Annotated in this window: 16 protein-coding genes; 5 read left to right on the top strand and 11 right to left on the bottom strand. The window is 69.8% G+C overall.

The window, feature by feature from the left end:
- Positions 1 to 38 precede the first annotated feature (38 nt).
- Positions 39 to 1,202 carry an aminofutalosine synthase MqnE gene (mqnE, locus tag ACFXOA_RS22825; RefSeq protein ID WP_031098411.1) on the bottom strand — a complete coding sequence of 388 codons (1,164 nt, stop codon included), beginning with the start codon at positions 1,200 to 1,202 and terminating at the stop codon, positions 39 to 41.
- An 89-nt stretch (positions 1,203 to 1,291) separates the two neighbouring features.
- Positions 1,292 to 1,747: an Lrp/AsnC family transcriptional regulator gene (locus ACFXOA_RS22820; RefSeq protein ID WP_385031499.1), complete on the bottom strand. Its 456-nt coding sequence runs from the start codon at positions 1,745 to 1,747 to the stop codon at positions 1,292 to 1,294.
- A 121-nt stretch (positions 1,748 to 1,868) separates the two neighbouring features.
- Between ACFXOA_RS22820 and ACFXOA_RS22815 the strand changes: the two genes are divergently transcribed.
- Positions 1,869 to 2,018 carry a hypothetical protein gene (locus ACFXOA_RS22815; RefSeq protein WP_385031592.1) on the top strand — a complete coding sequence of 50 codons (150 nt, stop codon included), beginning with the start codon at positions 1,869 to 1,871 and terminating at the stop codon, positions 2,016 to 2,018.
- A 10-nt stretch (positions 2,019 to 2,028) separates the two neighbouring features.
- On the opposite strand, the gene ACFXOA_RS22810 is transcribed toward ACFXOA_RS22815, so the two are convergent.
- On the bottom strand, positions 2,029 to 2,694 hold the full coding sequence (locus tag ACFXOA_RS22810) for a UbiX family flavin prenyltransferase (RefSeq protein ID WP_385031580.1): 666 nt from the start codon (positions 2,692 to 2,694) through the stop codon (positions 2,029 to 2,031).
- A 113-nt stretch (positions 2,695 to 2,807) separates the two neighbouring features.
- Between ACFXOA_RS22810 and ACFXOA_RS22805 the strand changes: the two genes are divergently transcribed.
- Entirely contained in the window at positions 2,808 to 3,401 is a 594-nt protein-coding gene (locus ACFXOA_RS22805) for a rhomboid family intramembrane serine protease (protein ID WP_385031496.1), read from the top strand.
- Here the strand turns inward: ACFXOA_RS22805 and mqnP are convergent.
- The gene (gene mqnP / locus ACFXOA_RS22800; RefSeq protein ID WP_385031493.1) at positions 3,391 to 4,302 is read right to left on the bottom strand and encodes a menaquinone biosynthesis prenyltransferase MqnP; all 912 of its coding nucleotides are present in this window, start codon (positions 4,300 to 4,302) and stop codon (positions 3,391 to 3,393) included. The two genes, ACFXOA_RS22805 and mqnP, sit on opposite strands and share 11 nt — an antisense overlap.
- Entirely contained in the window at positions 4,299 to 5,756 is a 1,458-nt protein-coding gene (locus tag ACFXOA_RS22795) for a menaquinone biosynthesis decarboxylase (RefSeq protein WP_385031490.1), read from the bottom strand. The genes mqnP and ACFXOA_RS22795 overlap by 4 nt, the downstream gene beginning before the upstream one ends.
- Positions 5,757 to 5,844: 88 nt before the next feature.
- On the opposite strand from ACFXOA_RS22795, the gene ACFXOA_RS22790 reads away from it, so the two are divergent.
- Positions 5,845 to 6,255, top strand: coding sequence for a PLD nuclease N-terminal domain-containing protein (locus tag ACFXOA_RS22790; RefSeq protein ID WP_385031488.1), 411 nt, complete (start codon positions 5,845 to 5,847; stop codon positions 6,253 to 6,255).
- Between the two features lie 33 nt (positions 6,256 to 6,288).
- On the opposite strand, the gene ACFXOA_RS22785 is transcribed toward ACFXOA_RS22790, so the two are convergent.
- Positions 6,289 to 6,729, bottom strand: coding sequence for a MarR family winged helix-turn-helix transcriptional regulator (locus ACFXOA_RS22785; RefSeq protein WP_385031485.1), 441 nt, complete (start codon positions 6,727 to 6,729; stop codon positions 6,289 to 6,291).
- Positions 6,730 to 6,897: 168 nt separating this feature from the next.
- Between ACFXOA_RS22785 and ACFXOA_RS22780 the strand changes: the two genes are divergently transcribed.
- Together ACFXOA_RS22780 and ACFXOA_RS22775 are read left to right on the top strand one after the other, a co-directional pair.
- Positions 6,898 to 7,593 carry a type 1 glutamine amidotransferase domain-containing protein gene (locus tag ACFXOA_RS22780; protein ID WP_385031482.1) on the top strand — a complete coding sequence of 232 codons (696 nt, stop codon included), beginning with the start codon at positions 6,898 to 6,900 and terminating at the stop codon, positions 7,591 to 7,593.
- Positions 7,590 to 8,915, top strand: coding sequence for an aldehyde dehydrogenase family protein (locus tag ACFXOA_RS22775; RefSeq protein WP_385031479.1), 1,326 nt, complete (start codon positions 7,590 to 7,592; stop codon positions 8,913 to 8,915). Before ACFXOA_RS22780 ends, ACFXOA_RS22775 begins: the two co-directional genes overlap by 4 nt.
- Positions 8,916 to 8,988: 73 nt before the next feature.
- On the opposite strand, the gene ccsB is transcribed toward ACFXOA_RS22775, so the two are convergent.
- The 5 genes from ccsB to ACFXOA_RS22750 all read right to left on the bottom strand — a co-directional run bounded on the left by ccsB (position 8,989) and on the right by ACFXOA_RS22750 (position 14,480).
- Positions 8,989 to 10,071 carry a c-type cytochrome biogenesis protein CcsB gene (gene ccsB / locus ACFXOA_RS22770; RefSeq protein ID WP_385031476.1) on the bottom strand — a complete coding sequence of 361 codons (1,083 nt, stop codon included), beginning with the start codon at positions 10,069 to 10,071 and terminating at the stop codon, positions 8,989 to 8,991.
- Positions 10,068 to 11,780: a cytochrome c biogenesis protein ResB gene (locus ACFXOA_RS22765; RefSeq protein ID WP_385031469.1), complete on the bottom strand. Its 1,713-nt coding sequence runs from the start codon at positions 11,778 to 11,780 to the stop codon at positions 10,068 to 10,070. Before ACFXOA_RS22765 ends, ccsB begins: the two co-directional genes overlap by 4 nt.
- A gap of 4 nt (positions 11,781 to 11,784) precedes the next feature.
- Complete coding sequence (locus tag ACFXOA_RS22760) at positions 11,785 to 12,546, bottom strand: cytochrome c biogenesis CcdA family protein (RefSeq protein WP_385031466.1); 762 nt, start codon at positions 12,544 to 12,546, stop codon at positions 11,785 to 11,787.
- Positions 12,547 to 12,550: 4 nt separating this feature from the next.
- A complete protein-coding gene (locus tag ACFXOA_RS22755; protein ID WP_385031463.1) occupies positions 12,551 to 13,156 on the bottom strand; it encodes a TlpA family protein disulfide reductase in 606 nt (201 codons plus the stop codon).
- Positions 13,157 to 13,223: 67 nt separating this feature from the next.
- Positions 13,224 to 14,480, bottom strand: coding sequence for a hypothetical protein (locus ACFXOA_RS22750; protein ID WP_385031460.1), 1,257 nt, complete (start codon positions 14,478 to 14,480; stop codon positions 13,224 to 13,226).
- Positions 14,481 to 14,500 lie beyond the last annotated feature (20 nt).

The following is a 14,500-nucleotide window of genomic DNA, read 5'->3' as shown; positions in this document are numbered from 1 at the left end:
CGGGCCGGGCGGCCGGAGCGCGCCCGTCGCGGACGTCCTCAGACGCGCATCGGCTGCGGGGTCTCGCGCCGTCCGGCGTCCGGGCCGGGGTACTCGCGCAGGATCTCGTAGCGGGTGTTGCGCTCCACGGGGCGGAAGCCGGCGTCCCGGATGAGGTCGAGCAGGTCCTCGCGGCCCAGCTTGTTCGGGGTGCCGTAGTCGTCCGCGTCATGGGTGATCTTGTACTCGACGACCGAGCCGTCCATGTCGTCCGCGCCGTGCTGGAGGGCCAGCTGGGCGGTCTGCACACCGTGCATCACCCAGAACACCTTGACGTGCGGGACGTTGTCGAAGAGCAGCCGGGACACGGCGAAGGTCTTCAGCGCCTCGGCGCCGGTCGCCATCGACGTCCGCGCCTGGAGGGTGTTGCGGACCTTGCCGTCCTTCATGTCCACGAAGTCGTGCTGGTAGCGCAGCGGGATGAAGACCTGGAAGCCGCCGGTCTCGTCCTGCATCTCGCGCAGCCGCAGCACGTGGTCGACGCGGTGACGGGGCTCCTCGATGTGCCCGTACAGCATCGTCGCCGGGGTCTTGAGACCCTTCTCGTGCGCGAGGCGGTGGATGCGCGACCAGTCCTCCCAGTGGGTGTTGTGGTCGACGATGTGCTGGCGGACCTCCCAGTCGAAGATCTCCGCGCCGCCGCCGGTCAGCGACTCCAGACCGGCCTCGATCAGCTCGTCGAGGATCTCGGAGGCCGACAGCCCGGAGATCGTCTCGAAGTGGTGGATCTCCGTCGCCGTGAACGCCTTGAGCGCCACCTCGGGCAGCGCCTCCTTGAGGGCGCTGAGGGAGCGCGGGTAGTACCGCCACGGGAGGGTGGGGTGCAGCCCGTTGACGATGTGCAGCTCGGTGAGGTTCTCGCCCTGCATCGCCTTCGCGAGGCGGACGGCCTCCTCGATGCGCATCGTGTACGCGTCCTTCTCGCCGGGCTTGCGCTGGAACGAGCAGTACGCGCAGGAGGCGGTGCACACGTTGGTCATGTTGAGGTGGCGGTTGACGTTGAAGTGGACGACGTCGCCGTTCTTCCTCGTCCGCACCTCGTGGGCCAGCCCGCCGAGCCATGCCAGGTCGTCGGACTCGTAGAGGGCGATCCCGTCCTCGCGGGTCAGCCGCTCGCCGGCCCGGACCTTCTCCTCCAGCTCGCGCTTGAGTCCCGCGTCCACTAGGGCGCCTCCCATGTCTGTACGTAATGGATCCAGGCCACGGTACTCCCCCGCCGGTCAGGCGGGGGCACCCCCACCACCGGTGCGGGTCAGTGCTCCTCGGGGAGCTCGCCGACCCGGTTCTCCCACTTGGTGGAGAGGACGACCGTCGTGCGGGTCCGCGAGACGCCCTTGGTGCCGCTGAGCCTGCGGATGGTCTTCTCCAGCCCGTCCACGTCGCCGACCCGCACCTTGAGCATGTACGAGTCGTCACCGGCGATGAACCAGCAGTCCTCGATCTCGGCGAGGTCCTTCAGCCGGTGCGCGACGTCCTGGTGGTCGGCGGCGTCGGAGAGGGAGATGCCGATCAGCGCCGTCACGCCGAGCCCCAGGGACGCGGAGTCGACGGTCGCGCGGTAGCCCGTGATGACACCGGCGGTTTCCAGCCGGTTGATGCGGTCGGTGACGCTGGGCCCGGAGAGCCCCACGAGCCGCCCCAGCTCCGCGTACGAGGCCCTGCCGTTCTCCCTGAGGGCCTGGATGAGCTGCCTGTCCACCGCGTCCATATGACTGAAACCTTCCATTGTTCAGCAGTACCGCGATCTTACGTGTAGAATTCAAGGTGCAACAGGGTCAATCCCTGCAAATCTTCTCCACTGTCCAAGAAAATCTTTCGAATCTTCAGGAGTGAACGACACCGTGTACTCGATCGAGATGGCCTACGCCCGGATGCGGGAGCTGCAGGACCTGGCCAACCGCTCGCGTGCCCACCAGCCCGCCGCCGCCCTCCGCGTCGACCGCGCCCGCGCCCCGCGCCCGGACCGCAGGAAGCGCTGACGCCACGGGTTCAGCCCCGGGAGCCGCCACCGAGCTCCCCTTCCCACCGGCGGTACAGCCCGTGCGGCACCCCCGCCGCGTCGAGCACCCGCCCCGCGACGAAGTCCACGAGATCCTGGATGTGCGTCGCGCCCGCGTAGAACGCCGGTGAGGCGGGCAGCACCACGGCTCCCGCCTCGTCCAGCGCGACCATCTGCTTCAGCGTCTGACCGCTGAGCGGCGTCTCCCGCACGGCGACGACCAGCTTCCGCCGCTCCTTCAGCGTCACGCTCGCGGCCCGCTGCAGCAGGTCCTTCGAGAGCCCGAGCGCCACCCCGGCCACACACGCCGTCGACGCCGGGACGATCAGCATCCCCTTCGCCGGGTACGACCCCGAGGACGGCCCGGCCGCGAGGTCCCCGGCCGGCCAGTGGCGCACGTCGCCGATGTCGGGACGGAAGGTGTCCGGCTTGCCGTCCGCGCCCCGGGCCAGCCAGCCGCGCAGGTCCTCCTGCCAGTGGGCGTCCCGGAAGGCGATGCCCGTCTCGTCCAGCAGGGTCAGCCGCGAGGCGCGGCTGACCACCAGGTCCACGCTCTCGCCGGCCGCCAGCAGTCCGCGCAGCACGGAGGCCGCGAAGGGGGTGCCCGAAGCGCCCGACACCCCGACGATCCAAGGCCTGCGCTGCTGCTGACTCATCGAAGTACCGGCTGTCACACCGCCGAGCCTATCCGGCACCCGCCTCCAGGAACCGAGCCAGGGGCGTCGCGCGTTACGACGGACGAGGGAACGACCACGGACAGGGGGCGGCCATGACCGGCACACGCACCGGCGCCACCGCGCGGGCCGTCACGGCCGGCGGGGTCATGCTCGCCTGGATCGCCCTGCTCTGGCTGCTCGAAGGCATCGACACGGCGACGGGCAACTCCCTCGACACCCACGGCGTCAGCCCCCGCGACCCGGCCGAGCTGGCCGACATCGTGCCCGCCGCGTTCCTGCACAGCGGCTGGGAGCACGTCGCCTCCAACACCGTCCCGCTGCTGGTCCTCGGCTTCATCGCCGCCCTGGGCGGGATACGCAGGTTCGCCGCCGTGGTGTTCGTGGTGATCGTGGCGTCGGGCCTCGGCGTCTGGCTCACCGCGCCGCCGCACACCGTGACGCTCGGCGCCTCGGGCGTGGTCTTCGGGCTCCTCGGCTATCTGCTGGTGCGCGGTTTCGTGGACCGCCGCCCCTGGGACGTCGTCATAGGCCTGGGCGTCGCCGTGGTCTACGGCTCCCTGCTCTGGGGCGTGCTGCCCACGGATTCCGGCGTCAGCTGGCAGGGGCACCTCTTCGGCCTGGTCGGCGGGGTGGCGGCGGCGTTCCTCCTCCGCCGCCCGCGCGAAAGGCCCTACGTCACGGTGTGAGGCCCCGCACCAGCAGGTCGAGCAGCGCGCACGCGAAGAGCGCGATGCCGATGAAGCCGTTGACGGAGAAGAACGCCCGGTTGAGACGGGACAGGTCGTGCGGGCGCACGACCCGGTGCTCGTACACGAAGGCGGCGGCGACGATCACCATGCCGATCCAGTAGAAGATCTCCGCGTCCGTCGCGAGCCCGAACCACACCAGCAGGCCCGTGGTGACCACGTGGCAGACCCTGGCGCCCCAGAGGGCGGCCGGGATACCGAAGCGCGCCGGGAAGGAGAGCACCCCGTGCGCCCGGTCCGCCCGCACGTCCTGGCAGGCGAAGATCAGGTCGAAGCCGCCGATCCAGATGCCGACGGCCAGCCCCAGGATCACCGCGTCCCACGACCAGCTCCCTGTCACCGCCAGCCAGGCACCGATCGGGCCGATCGCCTGCGCCAGACCGAGGATCGCGTGCGGGAAGTTCGTGAACCGCTTGCCGTACGGATAGACGACCATCGGCACGACGGCGACCGGAGCCAGCATCAGGCAGAGGGGGTTGAGCAGGGCGGCGGCGCCGAGGAAGAAGGCCAGGGCGACGAGCGCCCCGGTCCACGCGGACCGCACCGTGACCGCGCCGGTGACGAGCTCCCGGCCCTCCGTCCTCGGATTGCGGGCGTCGATCTCCCGGTCGATGATCCGGTTCGCCGCCATGGCGAACGTACGCAGCCCGACCATCGCGACGGTCACCAGCAGCAGCGTGCCCCAGTGGATGTTCCCGTCCAGCCGGTACATCGCGGTCAGCGCGGCGATGTAGGCGAAGGGCAGGGCGAACACCGAGTGCTCGATCATCACCAGCCGCAGGAACGCGCGGGGCTTGCTGCGCGGCTGCGGGACAGCCGCGGCCGAGGCCGATGCACTCACAGGCCGTACTCCTTCCACCGGCGGTCGACCTTCGCCGCCGTCTCCGGGTCGGACTCGACCATCTCCGGCCAGCCTCCGTCCCGCGTGTACCCCTCCTCGGGCAGCTTCCGCGTCGCGTCGATGCCCGCCTTCCCGCCCCAGAACTGCTGGTAGGAGGCGTGGTCGAGGTGGTCCACCGGTCCTTCCGTGACCGTGAGGTCGCGGGCGTAGTCGGTGTTGCCGAGCGCCCGCCAGGCGACCTCGTGCAGGTCGTGGACGTCGCAGTCGGAGTCCACGACGACGATCAGCTTGGTCAGCGACATCATGTGCGCTCCCCAGATGGCGCTCATGACCTTCTGGGCGTGCTTGGGGTACTTCTTGTCGATCGAGACGATCGCACAGTTGTGGAAGCCGCCGGCCTCGGGCAGGTGGTAGTCCACGATGTCCGGAACGATGATCTTGAGCAGCGGCAGGAAGAACCGCTCGGTGGCCCTGCCCAGCGGGCCGTCCTCGGTCGGCGGGCGGCCGACCACGATGGACTGCAGCAGCGGGCGCTTCCGCATCGTCACGCAGTCGATCTTCAGCGCGGGGAAGGGCTCCTGCGGGGTGTAGAACCCGGTGTGGTCGCCGAACGGGCCCTCGGGCAGCATCTCCCCGGGCTCCAGCCAGCCCTCGATGACGACCTCGGCCTGGGCGGGGACCTGGAGCGGGACCGTCTTGCAGTCGACCATCTCGATCCGCTTGCCCTGGACGAAGCCGGCGAAGAGGTACTCGTCGATGTCCCCCGGCAGCGGCGCCGTGGAGGCGTAGGTGACGGCGGGCGGAGCGCCGAAGGCAATGGCCACGGGCAGCTTCTCACCGCGCCGGGCGGCCACCTGGTAGTGGTTGCGGCTGTCCTTGTGGATCTGCCAGTGCATGCCGATGGTGCGCTTGTCGTGGCGCTGCAGGCGGTAGAGCCCCAGATTGCGGATGCCCGTCTCCGGGTCCTTGGTGTGGGTGAGGCCCAGGTTGAAGAAGGAGCCGCCGTCCTCGGGCCAGGTGAAGAGCGCGGGCAGCGCGTCCAGGTCGACGTCGTCGCCGGTGAGCACGACCTCCTGGACGGGGGCGCTGTCCGACTTGACCTTCTTCGGCGGCAGGTGCGTCACCGCGCCGAGCTTGCCGAAGGCCTCGCGGATGCCGACGAAACCCTGCGGGAGCTCCGGCTTGAGCAGCCCGCCGATCTTGTCGCTGATCTCCGCGTAGGACTTCAGCCCGAGCGCCTTCAGCAGCCGCCGGTCGGTTCCGTAGACGTTCATGGCCAGGGGCATCGACGACCCCTTGACGTTCTCGAAGAGCAGGGCGGGGCCGCCCGCCTTGTTCACCCGGTCGACGATCTCGCCGACCTCCAGGTACGGGTCGACCTCGGCCTTGATGCGCTTGAGATCGCCCTCGCGCTCCAGAGCCCGGAGCAGGGAGCGAAGATCGTCGTAAGCCATAAGCCCCAGTATCGGCCACCCGCTACCCTGGGCCCGTCACCGGGGGCGGGACCTCGCCTCCCCACATCGCCACGGGGGATCCCACACCATGCTCAGGGCCTTGATCTACCTCCTGCCTCTGGCGTTGACGATCTTCGCGTTCATCGACTGCCTGAACACCCCGGAGGACGAGGCGAGGCATCTCCCGAAGATCGCCTGGGTCTTCATCATCCTGCTCTTCTGGATCGTCGGCCCGATCGTCTGGCTGGCCGCGGGCAAGGTGCGCACTCCGCCGACGGGCGGCCGCACCCCGTCGGAGTGGCACCGGAACCACCGGACCACCTGGACGGCGCCCGACGACAACCCGGAGTTCCTCCAGTCCCTGAAGGACGGGAACAAGAGGGACGAGTCGCTCCTCAAGGACTGGGAGGCGGACCTGCGCCGCCGCGAGGAGGAGCTCAAGCGTCGGGAGAACGGCTCCGGCGCCCCCGAGGACCCGGCGCCGCCGTCCGCGTCCTGAGCCGTCGGCCCCCGGGCCGCGCGGGTCCGGAGGTCACCGGGAGAGCAGTCGCCCCAGCCGGTCGAGCAGGGGCAGCAGCGCCGTGCGCTCGTCGGGGGTGAGCGCTTCCAGCGCGCCGTGGACCACGCGCATCTCTGCGCGGATGCGGTGTGCCAGCTCGGTGCCCTCCTCCGTGCGGGAGGCCACCTTGGAGCGGCGGTCGCCGGGCGCGGGTGTGCGTGTCACGAGACCGCGCACCTCCATGCGGCCGATGAGTCCGGTGGCGTTGGACGCGTCGCACACCAGATGCGTGGCGAGCGCGCTCATGGGCATGGGTTCATTGAGGGCGATCAGCGCCCGGGCCTGAGAGGTGCTGAGGCCATGACGCCCCGCGACGGCGGTGAGGTCGTCGTGGTGGCCGCGTACGACGACGGCGAGGGGCTCCAGGAGTTCGTCCGGAGTAGGGACGGCGCGGGGTGCCGGTTCCTTCGTCATGGTCGGTCATCCTTCGATCGGTAGGCGGTCCGTCAGGCCGGAACGCTGTCCGCCACGCACCCGCAATCGTTTGACATGCTCAACTTTGACCCGTTACATGGAGGGTATTGCTTGAGCATATCAAGCTTCATGTGCCATGTGTCTCGCGTCTCGTAGGGAGCACCCCCCATGCCTTCCGTACTCTTCGTCCTCACCGGTGCCGACCACTGGACCCTCAACGACGGCACGACCCACCCCACCGGCTTCTGGGCCGAAGAACTCGCGGCCCCGCACCGCGTCTTCAGCCAGGCCGGCTTCGACATCACCGTAGCCACCCCGGGCGGGGTCGCACCCACCGTGGACGAGGCCAGCCTCGCCGCCGACGCCAACGGAGGCCAGGAGCAGGCCGACGCCGTGGCGTCCTACCTCGCCTCGATCGACGAGACGCTGAAGATCCCCTCGCGACTCGAGGACACCGTGGCCACCTCGTACGACGTCGTCTTCTACCCGGGAGGCCACGGCCCCATGGAGGACCTGGCCGTCAGCGAGGTGTCCGGCCGGCTCCTCACCTCCGCCCTGGACTCCGGCACCCACGTGGCCGTCCTGTGCCACGCCCCCGCCGCCCTGCTGCCGGCCCGCCGCGAGGACGGCAGCTGGCCCTTCGCCGGCTACCGCATGACCGGCTTCAGCAACGCCGAGGAGACCCAGGCCGGACTGGCGTCGAAGGCGCCCTGGCTGCTGGAGGACCGCCTCGTCGCGCTCGGCGCCGACTACGCGGCCGCCGACCCGTGGGCCGTCCACACCGTGCACGACCGCAACCTGCACACCGGCCAGAACCCCGCCTCGTCCGAGCAGCTGGCCCGCGAGATCGTGGCCGCGCTGTGAGCGCCCCCGGCACGGCGGTGGAGAGCGCGGCCGAGGTCGTCACCCGCCTCCGCACGGCCTTCCGCACCGGCCGCACCAGGGACCTCACCTGGCGCACCGGCCGGCTGACCCGGCTGCGGGCGCTGCTCACCGAGCGGGGCGACGAGCTCGCCGAGGCGCTCCGCGCCGACCTCGGCAAGAGCCGCAAGGAGTCGTACCGGACCGAGATCGACTTCACGGTCCGCGAGATCGACCACACCCTGGAACGCCTCGCCGGCTGGCTGGAGCCCGAACCGGCCCCCGTGCCCGCCGCCCTGGCGGGAGCCACCGCCCACACCGTGCAGGACCCGCTCGGCGTGGTCCTCGTCATCGCGCCGTGGAACTACCCGGTGCAGCTGCTCCTGGCGCCGGTGGCCGGGGCCCTCGCGGCGGGCAACACGGTGGTCGCGAAGCCCAGCGAGCTGGCGCCCGCCACCTCCGCCGCCCTGGCCCGGCTGGTGCCCGAGTACCTCGACGCCGACACCGTGACGGTGGTGGAGGGCGGCGTCCCGGAGACCACCGCGCTGCTCGCCGAGCGCTTCGACCACGTCTTCTACACGGGCAACGGCGCCGTCGGGCGGATCGTCATGGCCGCCGCGGCGAAGCACCTCACCCCGGTGACCCTCGAACTGGGCGGCAAGTCGCCCGTGTTCGTCGACCGCGGCACGGACCTGAAGACGGTGGCCGCCCGGCTCGCCGCCGGCAAGTTCCTCAACGCCGGCCAGACGTGCGTGGCCCCCGACTACGTGCTCACCGACCCGGGGACGGCACCGGCGCTGGCCGACGCGCTCGCCTCGGCGGTCGGGTCCCTCTTCGGCCCGGACCCCGCGACGCACCCCGAGTACGGGCGGATCGTGAACGGGCGTCACTTCGACCGGCTGGTGGCCCTGCTCGGCTCCGGCCGCGCGGTGACCGGCGGTGTCCACGACCGGGCCACGAAGTACATCGCCCCGACCGTGCTGGCCGAGGTGTCGCCGGACTCCCCCGTCATGGGCGAGGAGATCTTCGGCCCCGTCCTGCCGATCCTCACGGTGGACGGGCTCGACGAGGCGATCGCGTTCATCAACGACCGCGACAAGCCGCTGGCCCTGTACGCCTTCACCCAGGACCCCTCGGTACGCGCCCGGCTGCTGGCCGAGACCTCGTCGGGCGGTGTAGGCGTCGGACTGCCACTCGCCCATCTGACCGTCTCCGACCTGCCGTTCGGAGGTGTCGGCGAGAGCGGCATGGGCAACTACCACGGCCGGTACTCCCTGGAGACGTTCAGCCACCGCAAGGCGGTCCTGGACACCCCGCTGGGCTGAGAACCGGGGCACCGTACACGCCACGAGGGCGCGACCGCGCAGAAATGCGGTCGCGCCCTCGTGGCGTCGGGCGTCAGACCCCGGCGTAGGAGTGCTTGCCGGTGACGAAGATGTTGACGCCGTAGTAGTTGAAGAGCCAGCACCCGAACGCGATCAGCGCCAGGTAGGCGGCCTTGCGGCCCTTCCAGCCGGCGGTGGCCCGGGCGTGCAGGTAGCAGGCGTACGCGACCCAGGTGATGAAGGACCAGACCTCCTTGGGGTCCCAGCCCCAGTAGCGGCCCCAGGCGTCGCCCGCCCAGATGGCGCCCGCGATGATCGTGAACGTCCACAGCGGGAAGACGGCCGCGTTGATGCGGTACGAGAAGGTGTCCAGGGTCTTCGCGGCGGGCAGCCGGTCCAGCACCGAGCTCGCGAACTTCCCGGGCGTACCGCCGCCCGCCAGCTTGTTCTCGTAGCTGTCGCGGAAGAGGTAGAGCAGTGTGCCGACGGCTCCGAGGTAGAAGACCGCGCCGCAGATGATGGCGGTGGAGACGTGGATCCACAGCCAGTAGGAGTGCAGGGCCGGGACCAGCTGGTCGCTGTCGGTGTACAGCGTCGTGGTCGCGATGCCGAGGTCCAGCAGGACGGTCGTGACGAGCAGCAGCCCGATCCAGCGGACGTTCTTCCGCAGGGCCAGCAGGATCAGGTACGCGCCTACGGCCACCGTGGAGAAGGTGATCGAGAACTCGTACATGTTGCCCCAGGGGGCCCGCTGCACCGACATGGCCCGTGCGACGACCCCGCCCGCCTGGACGGCGAAGGACACGACGGTCAGGGCGACCGCGATCCGTCCCCAGAGGTCGCCCTTGAAGGTGCCGCCCGCGGCGCCGGGGCCGTCGGGGACGTCCCGCGTACCGGCGGCGGAACGGGTGACGATCGTGGGCCGCTCCAGCACGGCGGTGCTGCCGCCCTTCTGAGCGGCCTGCACCTTCACCGGGGAACCGGCGGACGCCTGACCGGTCAGCGCGGCGGCCGTACGGCCGACCTTGCTGCGGCTGCCGAAGACCCACTCCGCGATGTGCGCGAAGAAGGCCAGGGTGTAGACGGCCATCGACGAATAGATCAGCACATTGCTGGTGTGTGCCAGATTCTCGTTGGTTGCGGCGGCGAGATTCACTTCTCAGCCCCTTCGGCAGGTGCTTCGGCAGGGTGTCCGGGCTCGGTCTCGGGCGCGGGGTCGGGCGAGGGTTCGGTGGCGGTCGGCGTGACGGTGTGGAGCGCGACCGCGAGGTCGGCCAGTTCCTCGGGCAGCTTCGCGGACTCGCTGCGGCCGAGGCCCGCCATCTCCACGACGGTGACACCGTCCGCCCCGCGTACGGCCCGCACCCACATGCGGCGGCGCTGGATGAACAGCGATCCGGCGAGACCGGCGATGGCGGCGATCGCGCCGCCGAGCGCCCAGCCGGCGGCGGGCTGGCGGGAGATCTGGAAGCTCGCCCACTCCTCGACGCTGACGAAGGTGATCGAACCGGCGCCGTCGGGAAGCTTCATGGTCTCGCCCGGGCGCAGCCGCTTCTTCAGCTTGTCGCCGTTGCTGTCCTTGAATTCCTTCATCTTGGACGTGTCGAGCTGGTAGACGTTCTGCGGCAGCCCGGAGTCGACGCCGAGGCTGCCGTGGTAGCCGTTCAGCGCCAGGACCGGGTAGTCGGCCCCGGGGTACTGCGAGAACATCGTGCCCTTGCCGTCACCGGCGAACGTCGGGACGAAGAAGGCCTGGAAGCCCAGCTGCTCCTTCTTCCCGTTCGCGTCCTTGTAGCCGTCCATCACCTTTATCGCGCCGGTCGAGGTGACGTTGTTGTCGATCGGCAGCAGCGGCACCGCGGTCCGGTAGACCTCCTTGCCCCGGCCGTCCTTGACGGAGATGACCGGTGCGTAGCCGTGCGCGTTGAGGTAGACCTTCGTGCCGTCGACGACCAGCGGCTTGTTGACCTCGATGACCTTCTTCTTCGGCGCGCCGTCGGCGCCCTCGGAGTAGGTGACCCGCGCCTCGTAGGTCCTCGGGGTACCGCGCTGAGGTCCGTTGCGCTCGTAGGTGCCCACGAAGTCGTCGAGGTCGAAGCTGAAGGGGGCGAGGTCGTCGTTGTCGAAGAGCGAGCCGGACTTGAAGTCGTCGTACTGGGTGATGGTGTTGGCGAAGCCGTCGCCTTCGACGACGAGCTTGCCGCCCTCGGACTTGAAGAGCTGCCCGCCGGCGAAGGCCACCAGCATGACGATCAGCGCGATGTGGAACAGCAGGTTCCCCGTCTCGCGCAGATAGCCCTTCTCCGCCGCGACGGCGTCGCCGACCGTGTGGGAGCGGAAGCGTCGCTTGCGCAGCAGGGAGAGCGCGGCCTCGCGGACCTCCTCGGGCGCGGCGTCGGTGCGCCAGGTGGTGTAGGCCGGCAGCCGGGTCAGGGTCCTGGGGGCGCCCGGCGGGCGGCCGCGCAGCTGGCCGATGAACTGGCCGGTGCGCGGGACGATGCAGCCGATCAGCGAGACGAACAGCAGGATGTAGATCGCGGAGAACCACACCGAGCTGTAGACGTCGAAGAACTGGAGCTTGTCGTAGAGCGGGGAGACCGTGGTGTGGGCGTCCTTGAAGGTCTGCACCTTCAGTTCGTCCACGCTGTTCTGCGGGATCAGTGAGCCCGGGATGGCCCCCAGCGACAGCAGGAAGAGCAGGATCAGCGCGACCCGCATGGAGGTGAGCTGCCGCCAGAACCAGCGGGCCCAGCCGATGACGCCCATGGCGGGTACGGAGGACGCCGGCTCCTCGCGCGGGGCGGTGGAGAGCTGCTCTCCGGCCTCGCCGAGGTCGCGCTCGTCCGTGGTGTGCGTGTTGCTCATGGACTCAGATCCCTACAGTGAAGCCGTTGGACCAGACCTGCATCTCCTGGATGAGCGCGTCCCACGCACCCGTCAGCAGGAGCAGCCCGGTCACGATCATCATGCCGCCGCCGATCCGCATGACCCATGCGTAGTGGCGCTTGACCCAGCCGAACGCGCCGAGTGCCCGGCGGAAGGCGACCGCCGCCAGGACGAAGGGGACGCCGAGCCCGAGGCAGTACGCCACGGACAGGACGGCACCGCGGCCCGCGGTGGCCTGGTCGAAGGCGAGCGCGTTGACGGAGGCGAGTGTGGGGCCGAGGCACGGTGTCCAGCCGATGCCGAAGAGGGCCCCGAGCAGGGGGGCGCCCGCCAGCCCGGTCACCGGCCGCTTGTGGATACGGAATTCGCGCTGGGTCATCCAGGGCATGAGCCCCATGAAGAAGACCCCCATGAGGATCATCAGCACGCCGAGGACCTTGGAGAGCACGTCGCTGTAGCCCTGGAGCGTCTGGCCGAAGAACCCGAAGAGCGCGCCGCCGGAGACGAACACGACGGTGAAGCCGAGGACGAACAGGGAGGCGCCGGCGACCGTCCTGCTCCGCCGGGCGTCCGCGATGTCGCTGCCGCTGACCCCTGTGACGTAGCTGAGATAGCCGGGCACCAGCGGCAGGACGCACGGGGAGAAGAAGGACACGAGCCCGCCGAGCAGCGCGATCGGCAGCGCCACGAGCAGGGCGCCACTGGTCACGGTGTCGTTGTACCCGGTCGCGGCTAGCTGGAGCACGGGGTCACTTCTCCGCTACCAGCGGGTCGATCATGTCGCGCAGCCGGTCCGCGTCGAGCGCCGCGAGGGAACGCGCCGCGAGCTTGCCGTTCCGGTCTATGACCACGGTCGACGGGATGGCCTGCGGGTTCAGGGTGCCCTTCGGGAAGCGGAGGAGCAGCTTGCCGGTCGGGTCGTAGAGGCTCGGGTAGGTGACCCCGAAGTCCTCCTCGAAGTTGATGGCGAGGGTCCTCTGGGTGTCGCGGGTGTTCACCCCGACGAACTGGACCCCTTCACCCTTCGTCTCCTGCGCGACCTTCTCGAAGTGCTTGGCCTCGGCCCGGCAGGGGCCGCACCACGATCCCCAGAAGTTGAGGACGACGACCTTGCCCTTGAAGTCGGACACGTCGAGCTTCTCGCCGTGCAGGGTCGTCCCGTCCAGCTTCGGCGCGTCCGCGCGGTCGTTCTTGGCGACGGTGGAGACCCCGCCGCTGCCGGTCACGAAGTTCGTGTTGCCGCCGCCGCCCGCCTTGGGGCCCTCTCCGCTGCACGCGGACAGGGTCAGCGCGCCGGCCGCCACTGCGGCGGCCAGCAGGGCGAAGCGGCGTCGGGGTGCGCGGCCATAGCTCATGTGAAAAGTTTCGCATGGCAGTTCAGGGGATCTTGCCCACCCCCCTCGGTGCCCGTAAAGCCCCTTGTCAGGTCTGTTTAAAGAAGGCGTTCCAGCCGCCCTCGGGGGACTGGCCGACCTGGAGCGTACGCAGCTTCGCGAGCACCGCCGGATCCTGTGCGTCGAGCCAGTCGACGAACTGCCGGAATGAGACGAGGCGCACATCCGGCTTGCCCGCGATGTGTTTGATCACATCCTCCACGGCGTCCATGTAGATGCCGCCGTTCCACTCCTCGAAGTGGTTTCCGACGTAGAAGGGCGCCCGGTTCGTCTCGTAGGCGCGGTCGAATCCCGCGATGTACGCCTGGGTGGCCTGGGTGCGCCATCCCGGATAGCGCGACGGCATCCCGTTGGTCGAATTCTTCGACTGGTTGGCGAGGATGTTGTAGTCCATGGAGAGGACTTCGAAGGAGTGGCCGGGGAAGGGAATTCCCTGAAGCGGAAGATCCCATACGCCTTGGCGCTTCTCCGGCCACATCTGGCTGCCACCGGGCGAACTCGCGTCGTAGCGCCAGCCCAGCTGTTTCGCGGTCGGCAGCAGGTTGTCCTGTCCGAGAAGGCAGGGTGTACGGCCTCCGACCAGTTCCTTCCGGTAGTCGAAGGGCAGCGGCTCGACGTCCTCCCACCCGCTGTTGGTCCGCCATTCGGTGACGAACGAGACGGCCTGGTCGATCTCGCTCCGCCATTGCTCCGGCGTCCAGTTGCCCACCGATCCGGAACCGCCGCAGAAGTGCCCGTTGAAATGGGTCCCGATCTCGTGCCCGTCCAGCCACGCCTGGCGCACGTACTTCAGCGTCTGCTTGACGTGGTCGTCGTTGAGGTAGCCGATGTCCGAGGCGCCGCGCGGGTTGTTGGGCGGGCGGTAGAGCGACTTCTTCGCCTCGGGCAGCACGTAGAGCCCGGAGAGGAAGAAGGTCATCCCCGCGTCGTGCTCCTCGGCGAGTTCGAGAAAGCGCGGGAAGAGTCCGTTGCCGACCTCTCCCGCACCGTCCCAGGAAAAGATCACGAACTGCGGCGGGGTCTGGCCGGGCTCCAGCGGGACCGGCGCCGCCGGCTGGTTGGGCTGCTTTCCCGTGTCGGCCGTGGAACCGTCACCGATCAGCCTGACCTGATTCTTCGGGGTGTCCCCGCCATTCCCGTGGGGCCCTTTGGCTCCGGGAGATCCCTTCGGCGGAGCCGGCCTCCCGCTCTCCGAAGAACTGAGAGAGCCGCAGCCGGACATCGACAGTGCGGCTGCGGCTCCCAGTCCTGCCCCGAGCAGGCCCCTACGGTTGATTTCACGCATGGCGTCCCCATCTGCGGTCG

It is taken from the genome of Streptomyces sp. NPDC059166, from assembly GCF_042755185.1.
GTDB lineage: Bacteria > Actinomycetota > Actinomycetes > Streptomycetales > Streptomycetaceae > Streptomyces.
Note: the sequence above shows the minus strand (reverse complement) of the source record. Positions and strands in the feature narration are given on the sequence as shown.

Bases quoted from the DNA above. Each gene is read 5' to 3' on its own strand.
- ACFXOA_RS22820 (WP_385031499.1), bottom strand. From the start codon at position 1,747: ATGGACGCGGTGGACAGGCAGCTCATCCAGGCCCTCAGGGAGAACGGC.
- ACFXOA_RS22810 (WP_385031580.1), bottom strand. From the start codon at position 2,694: ATGAGTCAGCAGCAGCGCAGGCCTTGGATCGTCGGGGTGTCGGGCGCT.
- ACFXOA_RS22805 (WP_385031496.1), top strand. From the start codon at position 2,808: ATGACCGGCACACGCACCGGCGCCACCGCGCGGGCCGTCACGGCCGGC.
- ACFXOA_RS22795 (WP_385031490.1), bottom strand. From the start codon at position 5,756: ATGGCTTACGACGATCTTCGCTCCCTGCTCCGGGCTCTGGAGCGCGAG.
- ACFXOA_RS22790 (WP_385031488.1), top strand. From the start codon at position 5,845: ATGCTCAGGGCCTTGATCTACCTCCTGCCTCTGGCGTTGACGATCTTC.
- ACFXOA_RS22785 (WP_385031485.1), bottom strand. From the start codon at position 6,729: ATGACGAAGGAACCGGCACCCCGCGCCGTCCCTACTCCGGACGAACTC.
- ACFXOA_RS22780 (WP_385031482.1), top strand. From the start codon at position 6,898: ATGCCTTCCGTACTCTTCGTCCTCACCGGTGCCGACCACTGGACCCTC.
- ACFXOA_RS22765 (WP_385031469.1), bottom strand. From the start codon at position 11,780: ATGAGCAACACGCACACCACGGACGAGCGCGACCTCGGCGAGGCCGGA.
- ACFXOA_RS22755 (WP_385031463.1), bottom strand. From the start codon at position 13,156: ATGAGCTATGGCCGCGCACCCCGACGCCGCTTCGCCCTGCTGGCCGCC.
- ACFXOA_RS22750 (WP_385031460.1), bottom strand. From the start codon at position 14,480: ATGCGTGAAATCAACCGTAGGGGCCTGCTCGGGGCAGGACTGGGAGCC.